Consider the following 19,814-nt stretch of genomic DNA (forward strand, 5'->3'; position numbering starts at 1 on the left):
ATCAGCAGCACCAATCACACCAGCCTGCCCGCCGCAATCGTAATCGTGCGCCCGCAGCGCGCCGCGATCGAGCTGTCGTGCGTGACGAGCACGAGGGTCGAGCCCCGCTCGCGGTTCAGCTCGAACATCAGCTGGATCACGGCTTCGCCCGTGGCGGCATCCAGGCTGCCCGTCGGCTCGTCGGCGAACAGCAGCGGCGGTTCCGTGACGAAGGCGCGGGCCAGCGCCACGCGCTGCTGCTCGCCGCCGGACAGGTATTTCGGATAGTGTTTCAGGCGGCTGCCCAGGTTCACCCTTCCCAGCATGGCTTGCGCCTTCTCTTTCGCGTCCGGGTCGCCGCGCAATTCCAGCGGCAGCATGACGTTTTCCAGCGCCGTCAGATGGGCCAGCAGCTGGAAGGACTGGAACACGAAGCCGAGCTTTTCCTTGCGAAAACCGGCGCGGCCGTCTTCGTCGAGGGCGAAGATATCGGTGCCGTCGAGCATGACCTTGCCCTCGCTGGGCGTGTCCAGGCCGGCCAGCAAGCCCAGCAAGGTAGACTTGCCGGAACCGGAGGCGCCGACGATGGCCAGCGTCTCAGCCGTTTGCACGGTAAAATCGACTTGATGCAGGATGGTCAGTTCACCATCGGCATCGGGTACGCGCTTGGCCAGCTGGACCACTTCGATGGCCGGCCGGGCATTTTGGCTGTTTTGACTGTTAGGTGCGGCAGGCCGCTGGGCGGCCGCGTCGGACGGGAGAAAACTGGTGGAAGTCGCTTTAGGGAATTCGGGCATGCTGATCTATCTTAAAAAATTTCGTGAACAAATAAGTGTCGAGGGCGGCAACCGCATGCGGCGGCGCACCCTGTCCTTGCTTCCTGCGGCAGCCCTGCTCCTGGTGTCAGGCATGACGAACGCCTATTCTGCACCAAAAACGCTGCTGGTGCTCGGCGATAGCCTGTCGGCCGAGTACGGGCTGGCGCGGGGCACGGGCTGGGTGGCGCTGCTGGAACAGCGGCTGCAAGCGCAAAAGAACGACACGCGCATCGTCAACGCCAGCATCAGCGGCGAGACCACCAGCGGCGGCCGCGCCCGCCTGCCCGCCCTGCTGGCCAAGCACCAGCCCGACGTCGTGCTGATCGAACTGGGCGCCAACGACGGCTTGCGCGGCTTGCCCGTGGCGGCCGCCGAAGCGAATCTGCGCGCCATGGGCGAGGCGGCCAAAAAATCGGGCGCGCAGGTGGTGCTCGTGGGCATGCGCATGCCGCCCAACTATGGCCGTGCCTACGGCGAGCAGTTCTATGGCGTGTACGGCAAGCTGGCAAAGGAATGGAAGGCGCCTTTGGTCCCCTTCATGTTCGAAGGCATCGCCGACCAGCCGCAGCTGTTCCAGGCCGACCGCATGCACCCGAATGCCAAGGCGCATCCGACGATTCTGAAAAACATCTGGCCGCAACTGGCGCCTTTGCTGAAAGCCAAGTAGTCCACACATTCTGCAGACAAAAAAATAGCCGCTCGAAAGCGGCTATTTTTATGCGTGGAAACTAAATCTTACGGCGCTTCCGGCGCTGCTACGGCTGGGGCGGTGAGCGGTTTGACGATCTTCACCTTGGCCTTGGCTTTCAGGTACTCGACGTAATCGAACATTTCCTGTTGCGCCAGGATACCGCTGATCTGGTCTTTCTCTTGCTGGCGGCGTGCCGCGTCCACTTGCGCCGGCTGCTGCACCTTGCCGATGCGGTAGATGCCGTAGCCCAGGGCTGGCAGCTCCACGCCCACATAGGCTGGCAGCTTGCTCGTGTCGGCCTTCATGACTTGCGCGATGGCGGCACGGTTGATGCCGTCCAGCTTGCTGCGCGATACCCATTGCGCCGCGCCGAAGCCCGTCGCATCGCCCGACGCCTTCAAGGCGGCCAGCTTGGTCTCGCCCGCCTTCTTGGCCAGCTTTTCCGCTTCTTCCAGGGTCACGCGCTGACGGATCATCGCTTCGACTTCGGCCAGCGGACGCTTCGTTGCCGGCTTGAATTCCACCACGCGGCCAGCGATCAGCACGTTAGGTGCGACGGTCACGGCTTCCGTGTTGCGCTTGTCTTTCAGCGAATCGTTCGAGAAGATGGCGGCCAGGAACTTGGCGTTGTTGAACGGCGCCTTGCCCAGTGCCGGCGACGGCGTGCGCGACAGGTTGGCAACGGATTCCACTTTCAGTTTCAGCTTGTCGGCCACCGGCTTCAGGCTGTCCGATTGCTCGTAGACCGTGTTGGTGAACGTTTCCGCCATTTCCGAGTATTTCTTGGCAGCAAATTGCTTGCGCAGGTCGGCCGTGATTTCGCCGCGCACTTCATCGAGCGCACGCACGTGCTGCGGTTTGAGCGAGGTGACGGTCAGGATGTGGAAACCGAAATCGGAAGCGACGACATCGCTGATTTCGCCTTGCTTGAGTTTCGAAACAGCGCTCAGCAGCGGTGCCGGCAAGCCATCCTTGCCGATCACGCCCAGGTCGCCGCCCTGTTCCGCGGAGGCCGGGTCTTCCGACTTGGCTTTCGCCACGGCGGCAAAGCTGGCAGGCGCCTTGCGCACGTCAGCCAGGATCGCTTCAGCCTTGGCCTTGGCGGCTGCCTTGTCGGCGGCCGAGGCGTCTTTCTTGACGGCTACGAGGATGTGGCTGGCCTGACGCGCTTCTTCCGTCGTGTAGGCTTTCTGGTTCTTCGCGTAGTAGCCGGTCACGTCCGCGTCGCTGACGTCGACTTGCTCGCCGGCGGCGCTGTCGTCCAGCACGACGTATTCGATCTTGGCTTGTTCCGGGATTTCAAAGAACTTGCTGTTCTTGTCATAGAACGCCTTGATCATGGCGTCCGTCACTTTGACTTCCGACACGTACTGGGCGATCGGCAACAGCAGTTCCTGCACTTCACGCTCTTCCGAGGTGATGTCGGACAGGCGCTTGGACACGGTGTTCGGCGCGAAGGCGGTGCCTTGCACGGCGCCGGCCAGTTGCTGCAGGGCCAGGTCGCTGCGGCGGCGCGCATCGTACATCTGCGGCGTCATGCCCTGGGCAGCCAGCATGGCCTTGTAGCGTTCCAGGTCGAATTTACCGTCCGGCAAGGTCAAGCCTGGGATTTCCAGCACTTCCTTTTGCAGCACGGCATCGCTGATGACGAGATGGCTACGGCCCACTTCGGCGGCCACGGCGCGCTCGGCGATCAGGTTGTCGAGGATGCTCTGGCGCGCTTCCGGCGTGTCAAACATTTTTTGGTCGAACTGCTCGCCCATCATCTGGCGGTAGCGGTCGATCTGCTGGCGTTGCGCTTCTTCATATTGCTGCTGCGTAACGACCTGGTCGCCGACCTTGGCGATGGTGTTCGCGCCATCGCCGAAGCTTTGGTAGCCGCTGATACCGACCAGTGCAAAAGACGGGACGATGACCAGCATCAGGAGAAACTGCATCAAGCGTCGATGGGTACGAATAAATTCAAACATGGTCAGCCAATTCGGGATGAGTGGATCACTATAAAAAAAGGCGAACATGCGTTCGCCTTGATTTCTTCGGCGGAATGGACGGGACAGATGTCCACTTCCCCTTTAGATTCAACAACTTGGCGCTGGAACTAAAGCAGGATTCTGACGCCCAAGCCATTATCTCCTGATTCTACAATGCCCATAGCGCTATAGCAAGAGTAAATCAGGGCGCGCGCCCTGCCCTGGCGCCGCCTGGATGGCAAGGCGCCGGACTCGGGCATTTAACCCGATGCAGCTTAAAGGGGATTTAAACGCCGGCGTTTTTATTCAACACGGCAGGCGGGAATTTTAAAAAGCAGGCGCGCCGAGATAATCTGGCGCTGAAAAAGAAAAACCCGCGCTACTTATTCAGCAGCGCGGGCTTCTATATTCTGGCGGAGCGGACGGGACTCGAACCCGCGACCCCCGACGTGACAGGCCGGTATTCTAACCAACTGAACTACCACTCCTTAAGAGCGTATTTTTTGGCGGAGCGGACGGGACTCGAACCCGCGACCTCCGACGTGACAGGCCGGCATTCTAACCAACTGAACTACCACTCCGAAAAATACACAGTACTACTTGCATTTGCATCCAGGATCGCCATTCAAGAACGTCGATCCTGAAATCGCGGCACCCGGAGGCGCCGCCAAATGTTTCCGGTGATTGTCACCTCACCGAAGTCCGTTAGTTTACAGCATCCTTCAAAGCTTTACCAGCTTTAAATTTTGGAACTTTTGCTGCTTCGATCGTGATCGCTTCTTTGGTACGCGGATTGCGGCCGGTACGCTCAGCGCGTTCGCTGACCGAGAAAGTGCCAAAACCAACCAGCGTCACGCTGTCGTTGTTTTTCAAAGTTTCCGTCACGCCGCCGATAACAGCGTCGAGTGCGCGCGCAGCGGCGGCTTTGGAAATGTCAGCTTTTTCAGCAATGTGGTCGATCAATTCAGTCTTGTTCACTAGCATCCCCAATTACAAAGGTATAAAACGTTTACCGTATCGTTGCGGCACTTTTGGCACCACAGCTGTCCGGCGAAAAAAATGTGCAGGCGTATTAAACAAGCCACACTGTATATGTGTCAAGCGCTTTGGGGGCGCAATTCACGTTTCAATATAAAACAAGCGCTCTAAAAGCGCTTGTTTGGGGAAAACAGGGGTAAAACGTTAGTGTTTTACTACCTCACCGGCCGCGTCAGGCTTGGCCGCGGCAGCCGTGACAGCCTCCACCGCAGCGACGTCCGCCAACGCTTCAGGCATGCGTTCGAGGGCGATTTCCAGCACTTTGTCGATCCAGCGCACCGGCACGATCTCCAGTTTGTTCTTGACGTTGTCCGGAATATCGGCCAGGTCTTTCACGTTTTGCTCTGGAATCAGGACCGTCTTGATGCCGCCGCGATGGGCCGCCAGCAGCTTTTCCTTCAAGCCGCCGATCGGCAATACTTCGCCGCGCAAGGTGATCTCGCCCGTCATCGCCACGTCGGCGCGCACGGGAATACCCGTGAAGACCGACACCATCGCCACCGTCATGGCCGCGCCAGCCGAAGGACCGTCCTTCGGTGTCGCGCCTTCCGGCACGTGGATGTGGATGTCGCTCTTCTCGAACACGTCCGCCTTGATGCCCAGGCGCTGTGCCCGGCTGCGCACCACCGTGCGGGCTGCCTCGATCGACTCTTTCATGACGTCGCCCAGGGTACCCGTGCGGATGATGCCGCCCTTGCCCGGCATCGACACGGCTTCGATGGTCAGCAGATCGCCGCCCACTTCCGTCCATGCCAGACCGACCACCTGGCCTACCTGGTTTTCTTTCTCTGCGACACCGAAATCATAGCGGCGCACGCCGAGGAATTTATCCAGGTTCTTCGAGTTGACGATGACTTTCTTGTCGGATTTCTTCAGCAGCAGCATCTTGACCACCTTGCGGCAGATCTTCGACACTTCCCGCTCAAGCGAACGCACACCGGCTTCCCGCGTGTAGTAGCGGATGATGTCGCGCAAGGCCGACTCGGCCACCGAGATTTCCTCTTCCTTCAAGCCATTGTTCTTGATCTGCTTCGGCAGCAGGTAACGCTGCGCGATGCTGGTCTTTTCATCTTCCGTGTAACCGGACAGACGGATCACTTCCATGCGGTCGAGCAAGGCTGGCGGAATGTTGTACGAGTTCGACGTGGCCACAAACATCACGTCGGACAAGTCGAAATCGACTTCGATGTAATGATCGGAGAACGTGTGGTTCTGTTCCGGGTCGAGCACTTCCAGCAGGGCCGACGACGGGTCGCCACGGAAATCGGCACCCATCTTGTCGACTTCATCGAGCAGGAACAAGGGATTGCGCACGCCGACTTTCGACAGCGATTGCAAGATCTTGCCCGGCATCGAGCCGATGTAGGTGCGGCGGTGACCGCGGATTTCCGCTTCGTCGCGCACGCCGCCCAGGGCCATGCGCACGAACTTGCGGTTCGTCGCGCGGGCGATGGACTGGCCCAGCGAGGTCTTGCCCACGCCCGGAGGACCGACGAAGCACAGGATAGGCGCCTTGAGCTTGTCGACGCGCTGTTGCACCGCGAGGTATTCCAGGATGCGTTCCTTGACCTTGTCGAGGCCGTAGTGGTCGCCCTCGAGCACTTTTTCAGCGTTCGCCAGGTCGTTATTGACCTTGGATTTCTTTTTCCAAGGCAAGTTGACCAGGGTGTCGATGTAATTGCGCACGACGGTGGCTTCGGCCGACATCGGCGACATCAGCTTGAGTTTTTTCAACTCGTTGGTAGCCTTGTCGAGCGCTTCCTTCGGCATTTTGGCCGAAGCGACTTTTTTCTCCAGCTCGTCGAGGTCGGCACCATCTTCGCCCTCGCCCAGTTCTTTCTGGATCGCCTTGACTTGCTCGTTCAGGTAGTACTCGCGCTGCGACTTTTCCATCTGGCGCTTCACGCGGCCGCGGATGCGCTTTTCCACCTGCAGGATGTCGAGTTCGCCTTCGAGCTGGCCCAGCAGGTGCTCGAGGCGCTTGGCCACGCTGAAAATTTCCAGGATGACTTGTTTTTGCTCAAGTTTCAGCGGCAGGTGCGCGGCCACCGTGTCGGCCAGGCGGCCGGCATCGTCGATGCCCGACAGGGAAGCGAGGATTTCCGGCGGGATTTTTTTGTTGAGTTTGACGTACTGGTCGAACTGCTGCACGATCGCGCGGCGCATGGCTTCGACTTCCGACTCGTCGCCCGGCTCGGACTCGAGCGGCGTCAGGTCGGCGATGAAGTGCGTCGGGGCATCGCTGATGTGGTTGATACGGGCACGCTGCGCGCCTTCGACCAGCACCTTGACGGTGCCATCGGGCAGCTTCAGCATTTGCAGAATATTGGCAACGCAGCCAATTTCATAGATATCCGAAGGAGACGGCTCGTCCTTCGCGGCTGCTTTTTGAGCGGCAAGCATGATGCTCTTGCCCTGCTCCATCGCAGCTTCCAGCGCCTTGATCGACTTTGGACGGCCAACGAACAGCGGTATCACCATATGCGGGAAAACGACGACATCCCGCAACGGCAATAACGGCAGTTGAGTTTGCTCAGTTAATTTGGAAGTTGTCATGGCGTACCTTATAGAAAGCGTGTTTACGATGTTGGCGCTCGCTGCCAAAACACAAGACCGGCGAGAATAAATAATTCTGTGAAACAAACATTTTTCTGTTTATTTCGCAAAACACACCCGCATGACGGTAATAAATGCAGTTTTCACAGTAAAAAAGCCACGCGCAGCTAAGCGCCGCGAGTGGCTTTCCGATTGAAGCCTGCACTCATTGATTTAAATTGTACTGCCATGCATTAAGGAATCAAAACCCTTTTTATGCATTTGTCTCGGCAGTTTTCAATTTTCTCCGGAGGCTTTGGCAGTCTCTTGATAAATCAACAAAGGTTTGGCGCCGCTGGTGATGGTATTTTCGTCGATGACGACTTTCACCACATTTTGTTCGCTCGGCAGTTCGTACATGACGTCCAGCAAAGCATGTTCCAGGATGGAACGCAGGCCACGGGCACCGGTCTTGCGCGCCAGCGCTTTCTTGGCGATTGCATGCAGGGCGGCCGGACGAATCTCCAGTTCCGCGCCTTCCATCTCGAGCAGCTTCGAATACTGCTTGATCAGCGCATTCTTCGGCTCGACGAGGATCTGGATCAGCGCCTCTTCCGTCAATTCCGCCAGGGTGGCGATGACGGGCAGACGGCCCACCAGTTCCGGGATCAGGCCGAACTTGACCAGGTCTTCCGGCTCCGCTTGCAGCATCAGTTCGCTGGCCGAGCTTTGCGACTTGCTGCGCACCGTAGCCGAGAAGCCGATGCCGCTCTTTTCGGAACGGTTGGCGATCACTTTCGACAGGCCGTCGAAGGCCCCGCCGCAGATGAACATGATGTTGGTCGTGTCGATCTGCACGAAATCCTGGTTCGGATGCTTGCGGCCGCCTTGTGGCGGTACGGAAGCCATCGTGCCTTCGATGAGTTTCAGCAAGGCTTGCTGCACGCCCTCGCCCGACACGTCGCGCGTGATGGACGGATTGTCGGACTTGCGCGAAATCTTGTCGATTTCATCGATATAGACGATGCCGCGCTGGGCTTTCTCGACGTCATAGTTGCAGCTTTGCAGCAGCTTCTGGATGATGTTTTCCACGTCTTCACCCACGTAACCGGCTTCGGTCAGGGTGGTGGCGTCGGCGATCACGAACGGCACGTTGAGCATGCGCGCCAGGGTCTGTGCCAGCAGGGTCTTGCCCGAGCCGGTAGGACCGACCAGCAAGATGTTGCTCTTGGCCAGTTCGATGTCGTCTTTCTTGCCCAGGTGCTTGAGGCGCTTGTAATGGTTGTACACCGCCACCGACAGGATGCGCTTGGCAGTCTGCTGGCCGATCACGTACTGATCGAGCAAGGCAGCAATTTCTTGCGGCGTCGGCAGGTCGGATTTGGTACCGGTCACCGTCTCGATGCTCGACGTTTCATCACGGATGATGTCGTTGCACAGGTCGATGCACTCGTCGCAAATGAATACGGACGGGCCGGCGATGAGTTTCTTCACCTCGTGCTGGCTTTTGCCGCAGAACGAGCAATACAGTAATTTTTCGCCGCTAGAGGATTTTTTGTCTGACATAAGGCATTTTGGTTGGAACTGCATTAACAATATTGCAAAATCGCAAGCCGGATGATGGTTGCCGCCCGTTAAGGCAACTCCCCATGGCGCAAGTCAACAACGTGCACAAGCTCCATGCTACCCGAAATAAAAGCGAAACGCCCGAACGTTTGAGCGCCCGGGCGTTTACTTACGTACTTAGCAATACCGGTAGGGGCTCATCAAGCGCGGCTGGTCAACACTTTGTCGATCAAACCATACTCAACGGCCTCGTCGGCGGACATGAAACGGTCGCGGTCGGTGTCCTTGGCGATCTGTTCGATCGTCTGGCCCGTGCGCTCGGCCATGATGCCGTTCAAGCGGGTGCGCAGGTAAAGGATTTCCTTTGCCTGGATCTCGATGTCGGACGCCATGCCTTGCGAACCACCGGACGGCTGGTGAATCATGATGCGCGAGTTCGGCAGCGAGAAACGCTTGCCCTTGGCGCCAGCGGCCAGCAGGAAAGCGCCCATCGAAGCAGCCATGCCCGTACACAGGGTCGATACGTCCGGCTTGATGAACTGCATGGTGTCGTAGATGGCCATGCCGGCCGAGACCGAACCACCTGGCGAGTTGATGTAGAGCGAGATTTCCTTTTCCGGATTTTCGCTTTCCAGGAACAGCAGCTGGGCGACAACCAGGTTGGCCATCTGGTCATTGACCGGGCCGACCATGAAAATCAAGCGTTCCTTCAGCAGGCGCGAGTAAATATCATACGAGCGCTCGCCGCGACCGCTTTGTTCCACCACCATCGGCACCAGGCCGAGCATCTCTGTGTCCAGCGCTGGGTTACGGTTCATACCTGTCATTTCATTTCCTTGTGAAGCAGTTAGGGGAGACGCCGCTTCCCTTGCAGCAAGAGGCGGCATCCCAATACCAACTGGTTTACGCTTGTGCGTTGCTTCCCATCAGTTCGTCGAAAGCAACTGCTTTCGTCGTGACTTTCGACAGGCCCAACACGTAAGTGACGACGTTTTCTTCCAATACAAGGGCTTCGATCTCACCCAGACGACGACGGTCGCTGTAGTAGTACTTCAGCACTTCGCGTGGATCTTCGTAGCTTTGAGCGAAATCTTCGATTTGCGCCTTGACTTGCTCAGGCGTAGCCTGCAGCTTGTTGTCGCCCACCAGTTGCGACAGGATCAGGCCCAGGCGTACGCGACGCTCGGCTTTGTCTGCGAACAGTTCTGCTGGGAAAGGCACGTCCTTGACGTTCATGCCGCGCTGCGCCATGTCCTGGCGGGTCATTTCAGCCAGGCGCTCGGAATCCTGAGCGATCAGCGTTTTTGGCACTTCCAGCTCAGCAACTTTGATCAGCGCGTCCATGACGGCTTCCTTGTTGCGTGCTTTCACGCGGCCAGCGACTTCGCGCTGCAGGTTGACTTTGATGTCTTCGCGCATTTTGGCCAGGTCGCCATCGGCAACGCCCAGCGATTTGGCGAATTCAGCATCGACTTCCGGCAGGTGCGCCCATTCCAGCTTTTGCAGGGTGATGGTGAACGAAGCGGTTTTGCCGGCTACGTCTTTACCGTGGTAGTCCTCAGGGAACGACAATGGGAAAGTCTTCGACTCGCCCACTTTCAGGCCCAGGGTTGCTGCTTCGAATTCTGGCAGCATGCGGCCTTCGCCCAGCACGAAAGCGTAGCCTTCAGCTTTGCCGCCTGGGAATTCAACGCCGTCGATCGAGCCGACGAAGTCGACGGTCACGCGGTCGCCGTTGGCAGCGATCGGCTCACCGCCGTCGCCGTGTTCGCCAGCTTCGCCCTTGGTGTGGAAGTGCACGCGCTGCTTGCGCAGGATGTCGATGGTCTTGTCGATTTCGGCTTCCGACACGTCGGCTTGCACGGTTTCGATTTCAACGGCCGTCAGGTCGCCGATGGCGACTTCCGGATACACTTCGAACGTTGCGTCGAAAGCCAGCTGGCCTTCGGCTGCTTCTTCTTTCGGCACGATGTTCGGGAAACCGGCCACGCGCAGATTGTTTTCGTTGGCGGCGTCGTTGAACGCGCGGCCGACTTTGTCATTCAGCACTTCGGATTCAATTTGGTAGCCGTATTGTGCTGCGACCATTTTCAACGGCACTTTGCCCGGACGGAAGCCCGGTGCCTTAGCCGTACGGGCTTGCACTTTCAGGCGCTTCTCAACTTCCGTGCGGACGTCCGTCAGCGGGAAGGAGATCGTGATACGACGTTCGAGTTTGCCCAAGGTTTCGACTGCAGTTGCCATGTAAAAAATCGTCCAAAAAATAAACACTGTTGGTGCGAGAAAAGAAGACCCGACCCCTTGCGCCATCACTGGCGGCAAGACATGGGTCCAGCTTCACTCGCTCGCATATATCATCTGTAAAAGTACTGCAAACAGGACAATGGACCTGGTCTACCCGGCAGTGGGAAAACCCGCACCAGGCACCAAACAATCCGCCGCTTCCAGTACTGCGACAGGGCTCCGAGCGTCCAGCCTTGCTTCTAAGTAAATGCAGGGCCGGCCATCATTCGGTAAAGCGTGGCATTATAACAAAGGACTTCGGGAAAGTGGCTGGCTTTGCAGCGCGGCCACAGAGGATACCAGCGGCGGCGAACGAGTCGCCACAGCCTGGGGGTGCCCTGTCTTTACTCTTGCCCCGGCATTCTTTGTTTCGCCAGAGACAGGCTTTCCAGCCTGCTTCGTTCATTAGTATATGCGAACTGGCGCCCCGTCCGAAACAAAGAAATGCGCTCATAGCGAAGATTTCGGGCAAAAAACCTTTGATTTATCTCAATTTGGCCATTTTTCAGGCAAATCGCCGCCCATACCCCGTCCTATCCTGCCGTGCCGGACGAAAAATAGCGCGATGGAAGACGCATCCCATGACGAAAACACGGGAAGAACGGGAAGAAAAACCGGAAGATGCCTGAACGAGGCTGAAGAACAACTTGATGGTGCTGCACGTCCGGGCTGGAACAACCCGGATTGGTGCGGATGGGGAGACTCGAACTCCCAAGCCGAAGCACTGGCTTCTAAGACCAGCGTGTCTACCAATTCCACCACATCCGCATTTTTTCACTACCAGCAACAGACTGCCGCCGCGCAGACTGTCGTCTGCGCCTCCCTGATTTTAACAACTCGGGAGCGATCTGGCTACCGCAGACTCAACGAGCAAGCCCTCGGTAAAGCAAAGGCGGCATTCTACTGGATTTCCCAGAGGAATGCCGCCTTTTTTTGCCTATGCCCTGGCGCTGGCTGCTAGCCTTCTTTTGCGGTCGCCGGCGCCGGCTTCTTGACCCGGAACCAGGCCGCATACAGGGCCGGCAGGAACAGCAGGGTCAAGGCCGTCGCCAGGATCAGGCCGCCCATGATGGCGACCGCCATCGGCCCCCAGAACACGGAGCGCGACAACGGAATCATGGCCAGCGCGGCGGCGGCGGCCGTCAGCACGATGGGACGGCAGCGGCGCACGGCCGAGTCGATGATGGCATCCCATGGGGCCGAGCCATCGCGGATGTCTTGCTCGATCTGGTCGACAAGGATCACCGAGTTGCGGATGATCATGCCGAACAGCGCGATGACGCCCAGATTGGCCACGAAGCCCAGCGGACGGTGCAGCAGCAGCAAGGCAAACGCGGCGCCCGCCACGCCCAGCGGCCCCGTCAGGAAGACCAGCAGGGAACGCGAGAAACTGTGCAACTGCAGCATCAGCAAGGTGAAGATGATGAAGATGGCCAACGGCAAGTTCGCCGAAATCGACGCTTCCGCTTCGCCGCTGTCGGCCGCCACGCCCTTCACATTGATGCGGTAGCCGGCCGGCAACTTGGCCCGCAAGGCGTCCAGCTGCGGCGCCAGCTGCGTCGATACGGTGGCGCCCTGGATGCCGTCGATCACATCCGACTGCACCGTAATAGCCCATTCGCGCTTGTCGCGCCAGACGACACCCGGTTCCCACACGAAATGCGCGCGGGCCAGTTGCGAGATGGGCACGGACTTGCCCGTCGCCGTAGGAATATTCGTGTCATTCAACACGGAAATCGTCGCCCGCTCTTCCAGTGGCTGGCGCACCTGGATATCGATCAGCTTATTGTCTTCGCGGAACTGGCCGATGACCGTGCCCGACAGGATCGTATTGGCCGCCTGCATCACCGTTTTCGACGTGACGCCCAGCGCGCGCATCTTGTCCTGGTCCAGGTCCAGGCGCAATACTTTCACCGATTCATTCCAGTTGTCGTTCACGCCCAGGGTGTTCGGATTGGCGCGCATGATGTCCTTGACCTGGTCGGCGATGGCGCGCACACCGGCCACTTCCGGTCCCGTGACGCGAAATTGCACGGGATACGGTACCGGCGGTCCGTTCGGCAACAGTTTTACGCGGCCCCGCACTTCCGGGAAATCTTTCTTGAAGACATCGACGATTTGCTGGCGCAAGCGTTCGCGGTCGGCCAGGCTCTTCGGCAAGACCACCACTTGCGACACGTTGGTCTGCGGGAAGATCTGGTCCAGCGGCAAGTAGAAACGGGGGCTGCCCGTGCCGACATAGCTGGTAACGCTTTCCACGCCGTCGAGCTTGCCCACGAAGGCTTCGAATTTCTTCACCTGCTTTTCATTCGCGGCAAATGTCGTGCCTTCCGGCGACCACAGCTCCACCATCAGTTCGGGACGGCTGGAATCGGGGAAGAATTGCTTTTCAATAAAGTTAAAGCCGTAAATGCCCAGCGCAAAGATGGCCAGGGTGGCGGTGATCGTCGTCTTGCGCCATTCCACGCACCAGGTGACGGCGCGGCGGAAGCGGCGGAAGTTCGGCGTATCGAACAATTCATGGTCGTTATGCGCGTGCGGTTTGACTTTCAGCAAGACATAGCCGATGTAGGGCGTGAAGACGACGGCCACCACCCACGAAATGATCAGGGCCAGCGCATTGACAGAGAACAAGGAGAACGTGTATTCGCCGGCGGCGGACTTGGCCAGGCCGATGGGCAAGAAGCCCGCCACCGTGATCAGGGTACCCGTCAGCATGGGCATGGCCGTCGACGTGTAGGCGAAGGTGGCCGCGTCGAAGCGCGACATACCCTCTTCCATCTTGCGCACCATCATCTCGACGGCGATGATGGCGTCATCGACCAGCAAGCCCAGCGCGATGATCAGGGCGCCCAGCGAAATCTTGTGCAAGTCGATGTCGAGCAGGCGCATGAACAGGAAGGTAACGGCCAGCACCAGGGGGATGGTCAGCGCCACCACCAGGCCCGGACGCACGTCGATGCGCAGCGGTTTCGTGTGCAAGCCCAGCGCGACAAAGCTGACGGCCAGCACGATCAGAATGGCTTCGACCAGGGTGTGCACGAACTCGCCCACGGAGGCGGACACGGCTTCCGGCTGGTTCGACACGCGCTGCAGCTCTATGCCAACCGGCAACTCGCTCTTCATGCGCGTGACCGTTGCCTGCAAGGCCTTGCCCATGTCGATGATATTGCCGCCCTTTTCCATCGACACGCCCAGGCCGATCACTTCCTTGCCGTTGAAACGCATCTTGTCCTTCGGCGGATCGATGAGTTCACGTTTCACGGTAGCAAAATCACCGAGGCGGAAGGTGGTGCCGTTGGCGCGCAATTCCAGGTTTTCCAGGTCCTTGACGGTCAGCATGGCGCCCGTCACGCGCACTTGCAGATTGTCCGTCGGCGTCACCAGCACGCCCGTGGCGTTGATGCTGTTTTGCGCGGACAGTTGCTGCACGATGGCGTCGAAAGGAATGCCCAGCTGGGCAAATTTCTTGTGAGAAAAGACGATATTGATCTTTTCATCCTGCACGCCGAACAGTTCCACCTTCGATACCTGTCCCACGGCCAGCAATTCCTGGCGTACCTTGTCCGCGTAATCCTTCATTTCCGCGTACGTAAAACCGTCGCCGGACAGGGCGAAGATGGAGCCATACGTGTCGCCGAACTCGTCATTGAAGAACGGGCCCACGACGCCGGCCGGCAAGGTGCCCTGGATGTCGCCGATCTTCTTGCGCACCTGGTACCAGGCGGCGGCCGTTTCCTTGGGCGGCGCCGATTCGCGCAGTTCCAGCAGGATCAGGGTTTCGCCCGGCTTCGAATAGCTGGTGATTTCGTCGATGTACGGCGTTTCCTGCAGCTTCTTTTCCAGCTTGTCCGTCACCTGCTCGGCCATCTGCAAGGCCGTGGCGCCGGGCCAGTACGCTTGCAGCACCATGGCACGGAAAGTAAACGGAGGATCTTCATCCTGGCCCAGGCTGGCGTAGCTGAGCATGCCGCCGATCAGCAGCACAGCCATCAAGTAACGCGTCAGCGGGATGTGTTCGAGCGCCCAGCGCGACAGATTGAAGCCGCCCTTCATTTGACCGCACCCACGCTGACGGCGGCGGCACCGGCGGCTGGCTTGCTGGCCAGTTCGGCGCCGAGGATGGTCACTTTCTGGCCCGGCTTGAGCAGGTTGACGCCGGCCGTGACCACGGTCTGGCCCGCCTTCACGCCCGAAGTCAGCAGCAGCTCATTGCCCGCCACGCCGCCCACCGTCACCGGCACCAGCTTCACGGCGCCGTTTTCCACCACCCACACGGAACTTTGCGATTTCTCATTGAACAGGGCCGTCAGCGGCACCTTGATCTGCGGCGTGGCCGTCTGCGAGGCGAACTGCACCACGGCCGTCATGCCCAGGCGTGCCTGCGGCGCGTCCGGGATGCTGACCTTGGCGATATAGGTGCGCGTGGCGGCATCGGCCACGGGCGACACTTCGCGTATCTTGCCCGGCAAGCCCTGCTTCGGGTCGGCCCACAGGCGCACCACCACATCCTTGACGCCACGCAAGGTCTCGACCTTGTCTTCAGGAATGCCGATCACGACTTCCTTCTCGCCGCTCTTCGCCACTTGCACGACGGGCGCGCCGGGCGCCACCACCTGCCCCACTTCGGCCTCGATGCGCGTGACGACGCCATCGACGTCGGCCAGCAAGCTGGCATAGCCGGACTGGTTTGCCTGACCACGGTACAGGGCCTGGGCCGCTTCCACGTTCGCCTGCGCCGCCTTGTAGGCGGCGTCCTTGCCGTCAAGCACGGCCTGGCTGACGAAATTTTTCTCGCGCAAATCCTGGTAGCGCTTCAATTCCGCGCGCGCCAGGTCGCGGCTCGTTTCCGCGCTGACGAGCGAAGCCTTGGCCTGCGCCTGCGACAGCTGCAAGTCGGCAGGGTCGAGCTGCATCAGCACTTGCCCCTTCCTGACGCTGGCGCCCACGTCCACCTTGCGCGCGACGATCTTGCCGCCCACGCGGAAGCCCAGCTGCGATACGACACGGGGCACGACCTCGCCCGACAGCTCGGCACTCACGTCAACATTACTGCTAGACAACACGATCGCGCGCACGGGGCGCACGTCTTCCACTTTGACGGCAGGCTTGGAACAAGCCGCCAGGGTCAGCGCCAGGGCGGCGGCGGCAATCAGCCGCAGGGCGGGAAGTGCGGGAGCGCCGGTCTCGCGGCGCAGGGTTTTCAGGGCAAACAAGGTATTTTCCTTTACTATGCGGGCTGCAATATTTTTATGCGGAGAAACTTTTTGCTTGTCCTGTGGGCCAAGCCAAACTTTTTCGCACGCGATATCCTTAAATTTGTGACAATATCAGCTTGGTCATCGCGGGGAGCGATTTTCCCCTAATGACTTTCTGGTTATTAATTATAATCGTGCGTAAAAGTTTTTAGTGACTTTTGCGTCATTAATCTTGAGACGTACAACGTCCGGCCCCATTCCAGCGTGTGAGGGTGCCGGACAAACGCAAGACTAGAGAAGTGTGTTCATGCCTGTAGACCATTACGAAAATTTTCCTGTTGCATCATTTTTACTGCCGCGCCGCCTGGTGCCCGCCGTCGAAGCCATCTATGCCTTCGCCCGCAGCGCCGACGACCTGGCCGATGAGGGCGACGCCACGCCGGCCGAGCGCCTGGCCGCCCTGCACGCCTATGAAGAAGCGCTGGGCCGCATGGACCGCCACGAAGGCCATGCCGGCGAGAACGCCGCCATGTTCGAGCGCCTGGCCGCCGTCATCGCCAAACACCAGCTGCCGCTGAAGCCGTTCTACGATCTGTTGTCGGCATTTAAACAGGATGTGGAAACGACGCGCTACGCCAGCTATGACGATGTGCTCGATTACTGCGCCCGCTCGGCCAACCCCGTGGGGCTGCTGATGCTGCACCTGTATGGCGCGGCCGATGAACAGAATGTACGCGATTCCGATGCGATATGTTCAGCTTTGCAACTAATTAATTTCTTGCAAGACGTCGCCATCGACCAGCAAAAAGAGCGCATCTACCTGCCGATGGAAGACTTGAGCCGCTTTGCCGTCTCCGCCGCCGCCTTCGAGCGGCCCGAGGCGCACGGCAAGTGGAGCGCCCTGATGCGCTTCGAAGTGGCCCGCACGCGCGCCCTGATGCTGTCCGGCGCGCCGCTGGCCCTGCGCTTGCGCGGGCGCATCGGCTGGGAATTGCGCCTGGTGGTGCAAGGCGGCTTGCGCATCCTCGAATGCATCGAAGCCGTCAATTACGACGTGTTCCGGCGCCGTCCCAAGCTGGAGAAACGCGACTGGCTGATCATTTTCTGGCGCGCCCTGCGCATGTCGCGCAAAAGCTTGCATCAAGAGACACAAGTAAAAACGGCTTTTCCCCCGTCGCCCACTCTGTAAGACGATAGAATAGCGGCTTCGATCTGCAACCCTTGCTCTTTTGACTATGTCTCCCGACGAATACTGCCAACAAAAGGCCGCCCAGAGCGGCTCCAGCTTCTACTACAGCTTCCTGTTCCTGCCCGCCGAGCGCCGCAAGGCCATCACGGCCCTGTACGCCTTCTGCCGCGAAGTCGATGACACGGTCGATGAATGCACGGACGAAGCCGTGGCACGCACCAAGCTGGTCTGGTGGCGCAAGGAAGTCAAGGCCATGTACGAGGGCATCCCCACGCATCCCGTGATGCGCGCGCTGGAACCGCATCTGGCCGTGTATCAACTGGAAGAAAAGCATTTGCAGGCCATCATCGACGGCATGGAAATGGACTTGAACCAGACCCGCTACCTCGATTACCAGGCCATGAGCCGCTATTGCTGGCATGTGGCCAGCGTGGTGGGTATCTTGTCAGCCAGCATCTTTGGCGCGACCCGCCCGGAAACCCTGCTGTACGCGGAAAAACTGGGCCACGCCTTCCAGCTGACCAACATCATCCGCGACGTGGGCGAAGATGCGCGCAAGGGGCGCATCTATCTGCCGATCAGCGAATTGCAGCAATTCAATGTGACGGCGGCCGACTTGCTGAACGCGCGCCACAGCGAAAACTTTGAAAACCTCATGCGTTTCCAGGTGGCGCGCGCGCAAAAGGCGTATGACGAAGCTTTCGCGCTGTTGCCAGCCGAGGATCGCCGCGCCCAGCGTCCGGGCCTGATCATGGCTGCCATCTACCGCACCCTGCTCAACGAAGTCGAGCGCGACGGCTACCACGTGCTGAAACAGCGCATCTCGCTCACCCCGATCCGCAAACTGTGGCTGGCCTGGAAGACCTGGGTTCGTGGCTAAGCCTATCGTGAAGCAACGCTACGCCGTCATCGGCGCCGGCTGGGCCGGTTGCGCGGCGGCCATGGAACTGGCGCGTGCCGGTCACCCGGTGACCGTATTCGAGGCGGCGCGCACCTTGGGCGGACGCGCGCGCCGCGTCGAGAGAGAGAATACGGTGCTCGACAACGGCCAGCATATCTTGCTGGGCGCCTACACGGAAACCTTGCGCCTGATCAAGCTGGCGGGGCAAGACCCGGACGAACTGATCCTCACGCTGCCCCTGCAGATGCGCTATCCGGCCGGCTCCGGGGGCATGGATTTCATCGCCCCCCGCCTGCCCGCGCCGCTGCACCTGGTCTGGGCCCTGCTGCGCGCCACGGGATTATTGCGTACCGACAAACTGACCCTGATGCGCTTTTCCACCGCCATGCGGACGATGGGTTGGCAACTGTACAACGATTGCACGGTCAACGAATTGCTGCAGCGCTTCGACCAGACGGACCGCCTGAACCGGCTGATGTGGCACCCGCTGTGCCTGGCTGCATTAAATACCCCGCCCGAGCGCGCCTCGGCCCGCGTCTTCCTCAACGTGCTGCGCGACAGCCTGGGTGCCAGCCGCCGCCGCGCCTCGGACATGCTGGTCCCGAAGGCGGACCTGAGCAGCGTCTTGCCCGATGCGGCCGCCCGCTATGTGAAACAACATGGCGGCGCAGTGCGCACGGGCGCCAAGGTGGCCGCCCTGCAGGCGCTGCCCGACGGTCGCTGGCGACTCGATGACGGCGTCGACGATGGAGAAATCTTTGACGGCATCATCGTCGCCACCTCGTCCGTGCAAGCGGCCGGCCTGCTGCAAGGCTTGCAGGACGCGCGCCTCGATGACGTTATTACCAAAATGCAAGCCTTCACGCCGGAAGCGATCAGCACCTGCTACCTGCAATACGACGCCTCGGTGCGCCTGGACTTGCCGTTCTACGCCCTCGTCGATACGCCGGCGAACCGGCACTGGGGCCAGTTCGTCTTCGACCGGGGCCAACTCGACAGCAAACAGGCCGGCTTGCTGGCCGTCGTCATCAGCGCTTCCGGCCCTGCCGCCGAGCAAGGCCACGGGCCGCTGGCGCAAGCCATCGCGGCCCAGCTGGCGCAGGTCTTGCAGCGCCCTGCCCTGGCCCAGCCCCTGTGGACCCAGCTGATCACGGAAAAGCGCGCCACGTTTGCCTGCACGCCGGACCTGGCGCGTCCCGGCAACGCCAGCGGCGTGCCGGGCCTGCTGCTGGCCGGCGACTACACGGCGAATGACGACCGCACGCAAGACTATCCGGCCACCATCGAGGCGGCCGTGCGCAGCGGCGTGGCGGCCGCCAAGGTCGTCACCACGGGCAAAGCGGCAAAGTAGACTTGACGGTGCATCCTCCCCTGGCGTCGCTCGCCCCCGCGAAATTGCATTCTGTCGCACCGCGCTGGTGTGCTCGCGTGCGCTTGGGTACAGTCTGATCATCGACAACGGCCATGCCACGGGGAATACCATGCACACCACCTTGCACTTGAAAAACAGCTTGAAAGCCCTGGCGCTGCTGGCGGGTGTGGCGCTGGCCACCTTGATCGTCATGCAGGTACAGCAGGGGCCACAGGCACCGTTGCTGCTGAGCCAGGCAAGCATGTTGCTGCCGGCAGTGGGCTGAAGCGGCGGA

General features: G+C 60.0%; 14 protein-coding genes and 3 tRNA genes. 5 read left to right on the forward strand and 12 right to left on the reverse strand.

Annotation, left to right across the window (positions count from 1 at the left end):
- Positions 1 to 14: 14 nt before the first annotated feature.
- Positions 15 to 776, reverse strand: a complete 762-nt coding sequence (locus O3298_RS13455) for an ABC transporter ATP-binding protein (protein WP_369811566.1) — start codon at positions 774 to 776, stop codon at positions 15 to 17.
- Between O3298_RS13455 and O3298_RS13460 the strand changes: the two genes are divergently transcribed.
- Positions 775 to 1,464: an arylesterase gene (locus O3298_RS13460; protein ID WP_289909739.1), complete on the forward strand. Its 690-nt coding sequence runs from the start codon at positions 775 to 777 to the stop codon at positions 1,462 to 1,464. The two genes, O3298_RS13455 and O3298_RS13460, sit on opposite strands and share 2 nt — an antisense overlap.
- Before the next feature lie 68 nt (positions 1,465 to 1,532).
- Here O3298_RS13460 and O3298_RS13465 read toward each other — a convergent pair whose 3' ends face one another.
- From O3298_RS13465 to O3298_RS13515, 11 genes are all read right to left on the reverse strand, one after another.
- Positions 1,533 to 3,458 (reverse strand): SurA N-terminal domain-containing protein, encoded by a 1,926-nt coding sequence (locus O3298_RS13465; protein ID WP_305059649.1) that lies wholly within the window; start codon positions 3,456 to 3,458, stop codon positions 1,533 to 1,535.
- Positions 3,459 to 3,869: 411 nt separating this feature from the next.
- A tRNA-Asp gene (locus O3298_RS13470) sits at positions 3,870 to 3,946 on the reverse strand.
- Positions 3,947 to 3,962: 16 nt separating this feature from the next.
- Positions 3,963 to 4,039 (reverse strand) — tRNA-Asp (locus O3298_RS13475).
- A 124-nt stretch (positions 4,040 to 4,163) separates the two neighbouring features.
- Complete coding sequence (locus O3298_RS13480) at positions 4,164 to 4,436, reverse strand: HU family DNA-binding protein (protein ID WP_010398442.1); 273 nt, start codon at positions 4,434 to 4,436, stop codon at positions 4,164 to 4,166.
- A gap of 204 nt (positions 4,437 to 4,640) precedes the next feature.
- Positions 4,641 to 7,052, reverse strand: coding sequence for an endopeptidase La (gene lon / locus O3298_RS13485; protein WP_034787304.1), 2,412 nt, complete (start codon positions 7,050 to 7,052; stop codon positions 4,641 to 4,643).
- A 276-nt stretch (positions 7,053 to 7,328) separates the two neighbouring features.
- Positions 7,329 to 8,597 (reverse strand): ATP-dependent Clp protease ATP-binding subunit ClpX, encoded by a 1,269-nt coding sequence (gene clpX / locus O3298_RS13490; RefSeq protein ID WP_010398446.1) that lies wholly within the window; start codon positions 8,595 to 8,597, stop codon positions 7,329 to 7,331.
- A 200-nt stretch (positions 8,598 to 8,797) separates the two neighbouring features.
- Positions 8,798 to 9,415, reverse strand: coding sequence for an ATP-dependent Clp endopeptidase proteolytic subunit ClpP (gene clpP / locus O3298_RS13495; protein WP_369811567.1), 618 nt, complete (start codon positions 9,413 to 9,415; stop codon positions 8,798 to 8,800).
- An 85-nt stretch (positions 9,416 to 9,500) separates the two neighbouring features.
- Positions 9,501 to 10,841 carry a trigger factor gene (gene tig / locus O3298_RS13500; protein ID WP_077409110.1) on the reverse strand — a complete coding sequence of 447 codons (1,341 nt, stop codon included), beginning with the start codon at positions 10,839 to 10,841 and terminating at the stop codon, positions 9,501 to 9,503.
- Between the two features lie 724 nt (positions 10,842 to 11,565).
- Positions 11,566 to 11,648: transfer RNA gene (locus tag O3298_RS13505), tRNA-Leu, on the reverse strand.
- Between the two features lie 189 nt (positions 11,649 to 11,837).
- Positions 11,838 to 14,936: an efflux RND transporter permease subunit gene (locus O3298_RS13510; protein WP_289915165.1), complete on the reverse strand. Its 3,099-nt coding sequence runs from the start codon at positions 14,934 to 14,936 to the stop codon at positions 11,838 to 11,840.
- A complete protein-coding gene (locus O3298_RS13515; protein ID WP_305051819.1) occupies positions 14,933 to 16,096 on the reverse strand; it encodes an efflux RND transporter periplasmic adaptor subunit in 1,164 nt (387 codons plus the stop codon). The genes O3298_RS13510 and O3298_RS13515 overlap by 4 nt, the downstream gene beginning before the upstream one ends.
- 289 nt (positions 16,097 to 16,385) lie before the next feature.
- Here O3298_RS13515 and hpnC point away from each other — a divergent pair, with 289 nt between their 5' ends.
- The 4 genes from hpnC to O3298_RS13535 all read left to right on the forward strand — a co-directional run bounded on the left by hpnC (position 16,386) and on the right by O3298_RS13535 (position 19,805).
- Positions 16,386 to 17,267: a squalene synthase HpnC gene (hpnC, locus tag O3298_RS13520; protein ID WP_099664145.1), complete on the forward strand. Its 882-nt coding sequence runs from the start codon at positions 16,386 to 16,388 to the stop codon at positions 17,265 to 17,267.
- Positions 17,268 to 17,313: 46 nt separating this feature from the next.
- Positions 17,314 to 18,147, forward strand: a complete 834-nt coding sequence (gene hpnD, locus O3298_RS13525) for a presqualene diphosphate synthase HpnD (RefSeq protein WP_077403957.1) — start codon at positions 17,314 to 17,316, stop codon at positions 18,145 to 18,147.
- Positions 18,140 to 19,519 carry a hydroxysqualene dehydroxylase HpnE gene (gene hpnE / locus O3298_RS13530; protein ID WP_305059650.1) on the forward strand — a complete coding sequence of 460 codons (1,380 nt, stop codon included), beginning with the start codon at positions 18,140 to 18,142 and terminating at the stop codon, positions 19,517 to 19,519. Before hpnD ends, hpnE begins: the two co-directional genes overlap by 8 nt.
- Positions 19,520 to 19,649: 130 nt before the next feature.
- The gene (locus tag O3298_RS13535) at positions 19,650 to 19,805 is read left to right on the forward strand and encodes a hypothetical protein (protein WP_289909730.1); all 156 of its coding nucleotides are present in this window, start codon (positions 19,650 to 19,652) and stop codon (positions 19,803 to 19,805) included.
- Positions 19,806 to 19,814 lie beyond the last annotated feature (9 nt).

The organism is Janthinobacterium sp. SUN137 (assembly GCF_030587265.1).
Lineage (GTDB): Bacteria > Pseudomonadota > Gammaproteobacteria > Burkholderiales > Burkholderiaceae_D > Janthinobacterium > Janthinobacterium kumbetense.

Coding starts and splice junctions, on each gene's coding strand:
- O3298_RS13455 (WP_369811566.1), bottom strand. CDS start 776: ATGCCCGAATTCCCTAAAGCGACTTCCACCAGTTTTCTCCCGTCCGAC.
- clpP (WP_369811567.1), bottom strand. CDS start 9,415: ATGAACCGTAACCCAGCGCTGGACACAGAGATGCTCGGCCTGGTGCCG.
- hpnD (WP_077403957.1), top strand. CDS start 17,314: ATGTCTCCCGACGAATACTGCCAACAAAAGGCCGCCCAGAGCGGCTCC.
- hpnC (WP_099664145.1), top strand. CDS start 16,386: ATGCCTGTAGACCATTACGAAAATTTTCCTGTTGCATCATTTTTACTG.
- O3298_RS13510 (WP_289915165.1), bottom strand. CDS start 14,936: ATGAAGGGCGGCTTCAATCTGTCGCGCTGGGCGCTCGAACACATCCCG.
- lon (WP_034787304.1), bottom strand. CDS start 7,052: ATGACAACTTCCAAATTAACTGAGCAAACTCAACTGCCGTTATTGCCG.
- tig (WP_077409110.1), bottom strand. CDS start 10,841: ATGGCAACTGCAGTCGAAACCTTGGGCAAACTCGAACGTCGTATCACG.
- O3298_RS13535 (WP_289909730.1), top strand. CDS start 19,650: ATGCACACCACCTTGCACTTGAAAAACAGCTTGAAAGCCCTGGCGCTG.
- O3298_RS13460 (WP_289909739.1), top strand. CDS start 775: ATGCTGATCTATCTTAAAAAATTTCGTGAACAAATAAGTGTCGAGGGC.
- clpX (WP_010398446.1), bottom strand. CDS start 8,597: ATGTCAGACAAAAAATCCTCTAGCGGCGAAAAATTACTGTATTGCTCG.
- O3298_RS13465 (WP_305059649.1), bottom strand. CDS start 3,458: ATGTTTGAATTTATTCGTACCCATCGACGCTTGATGCAGTTTCTCCTG.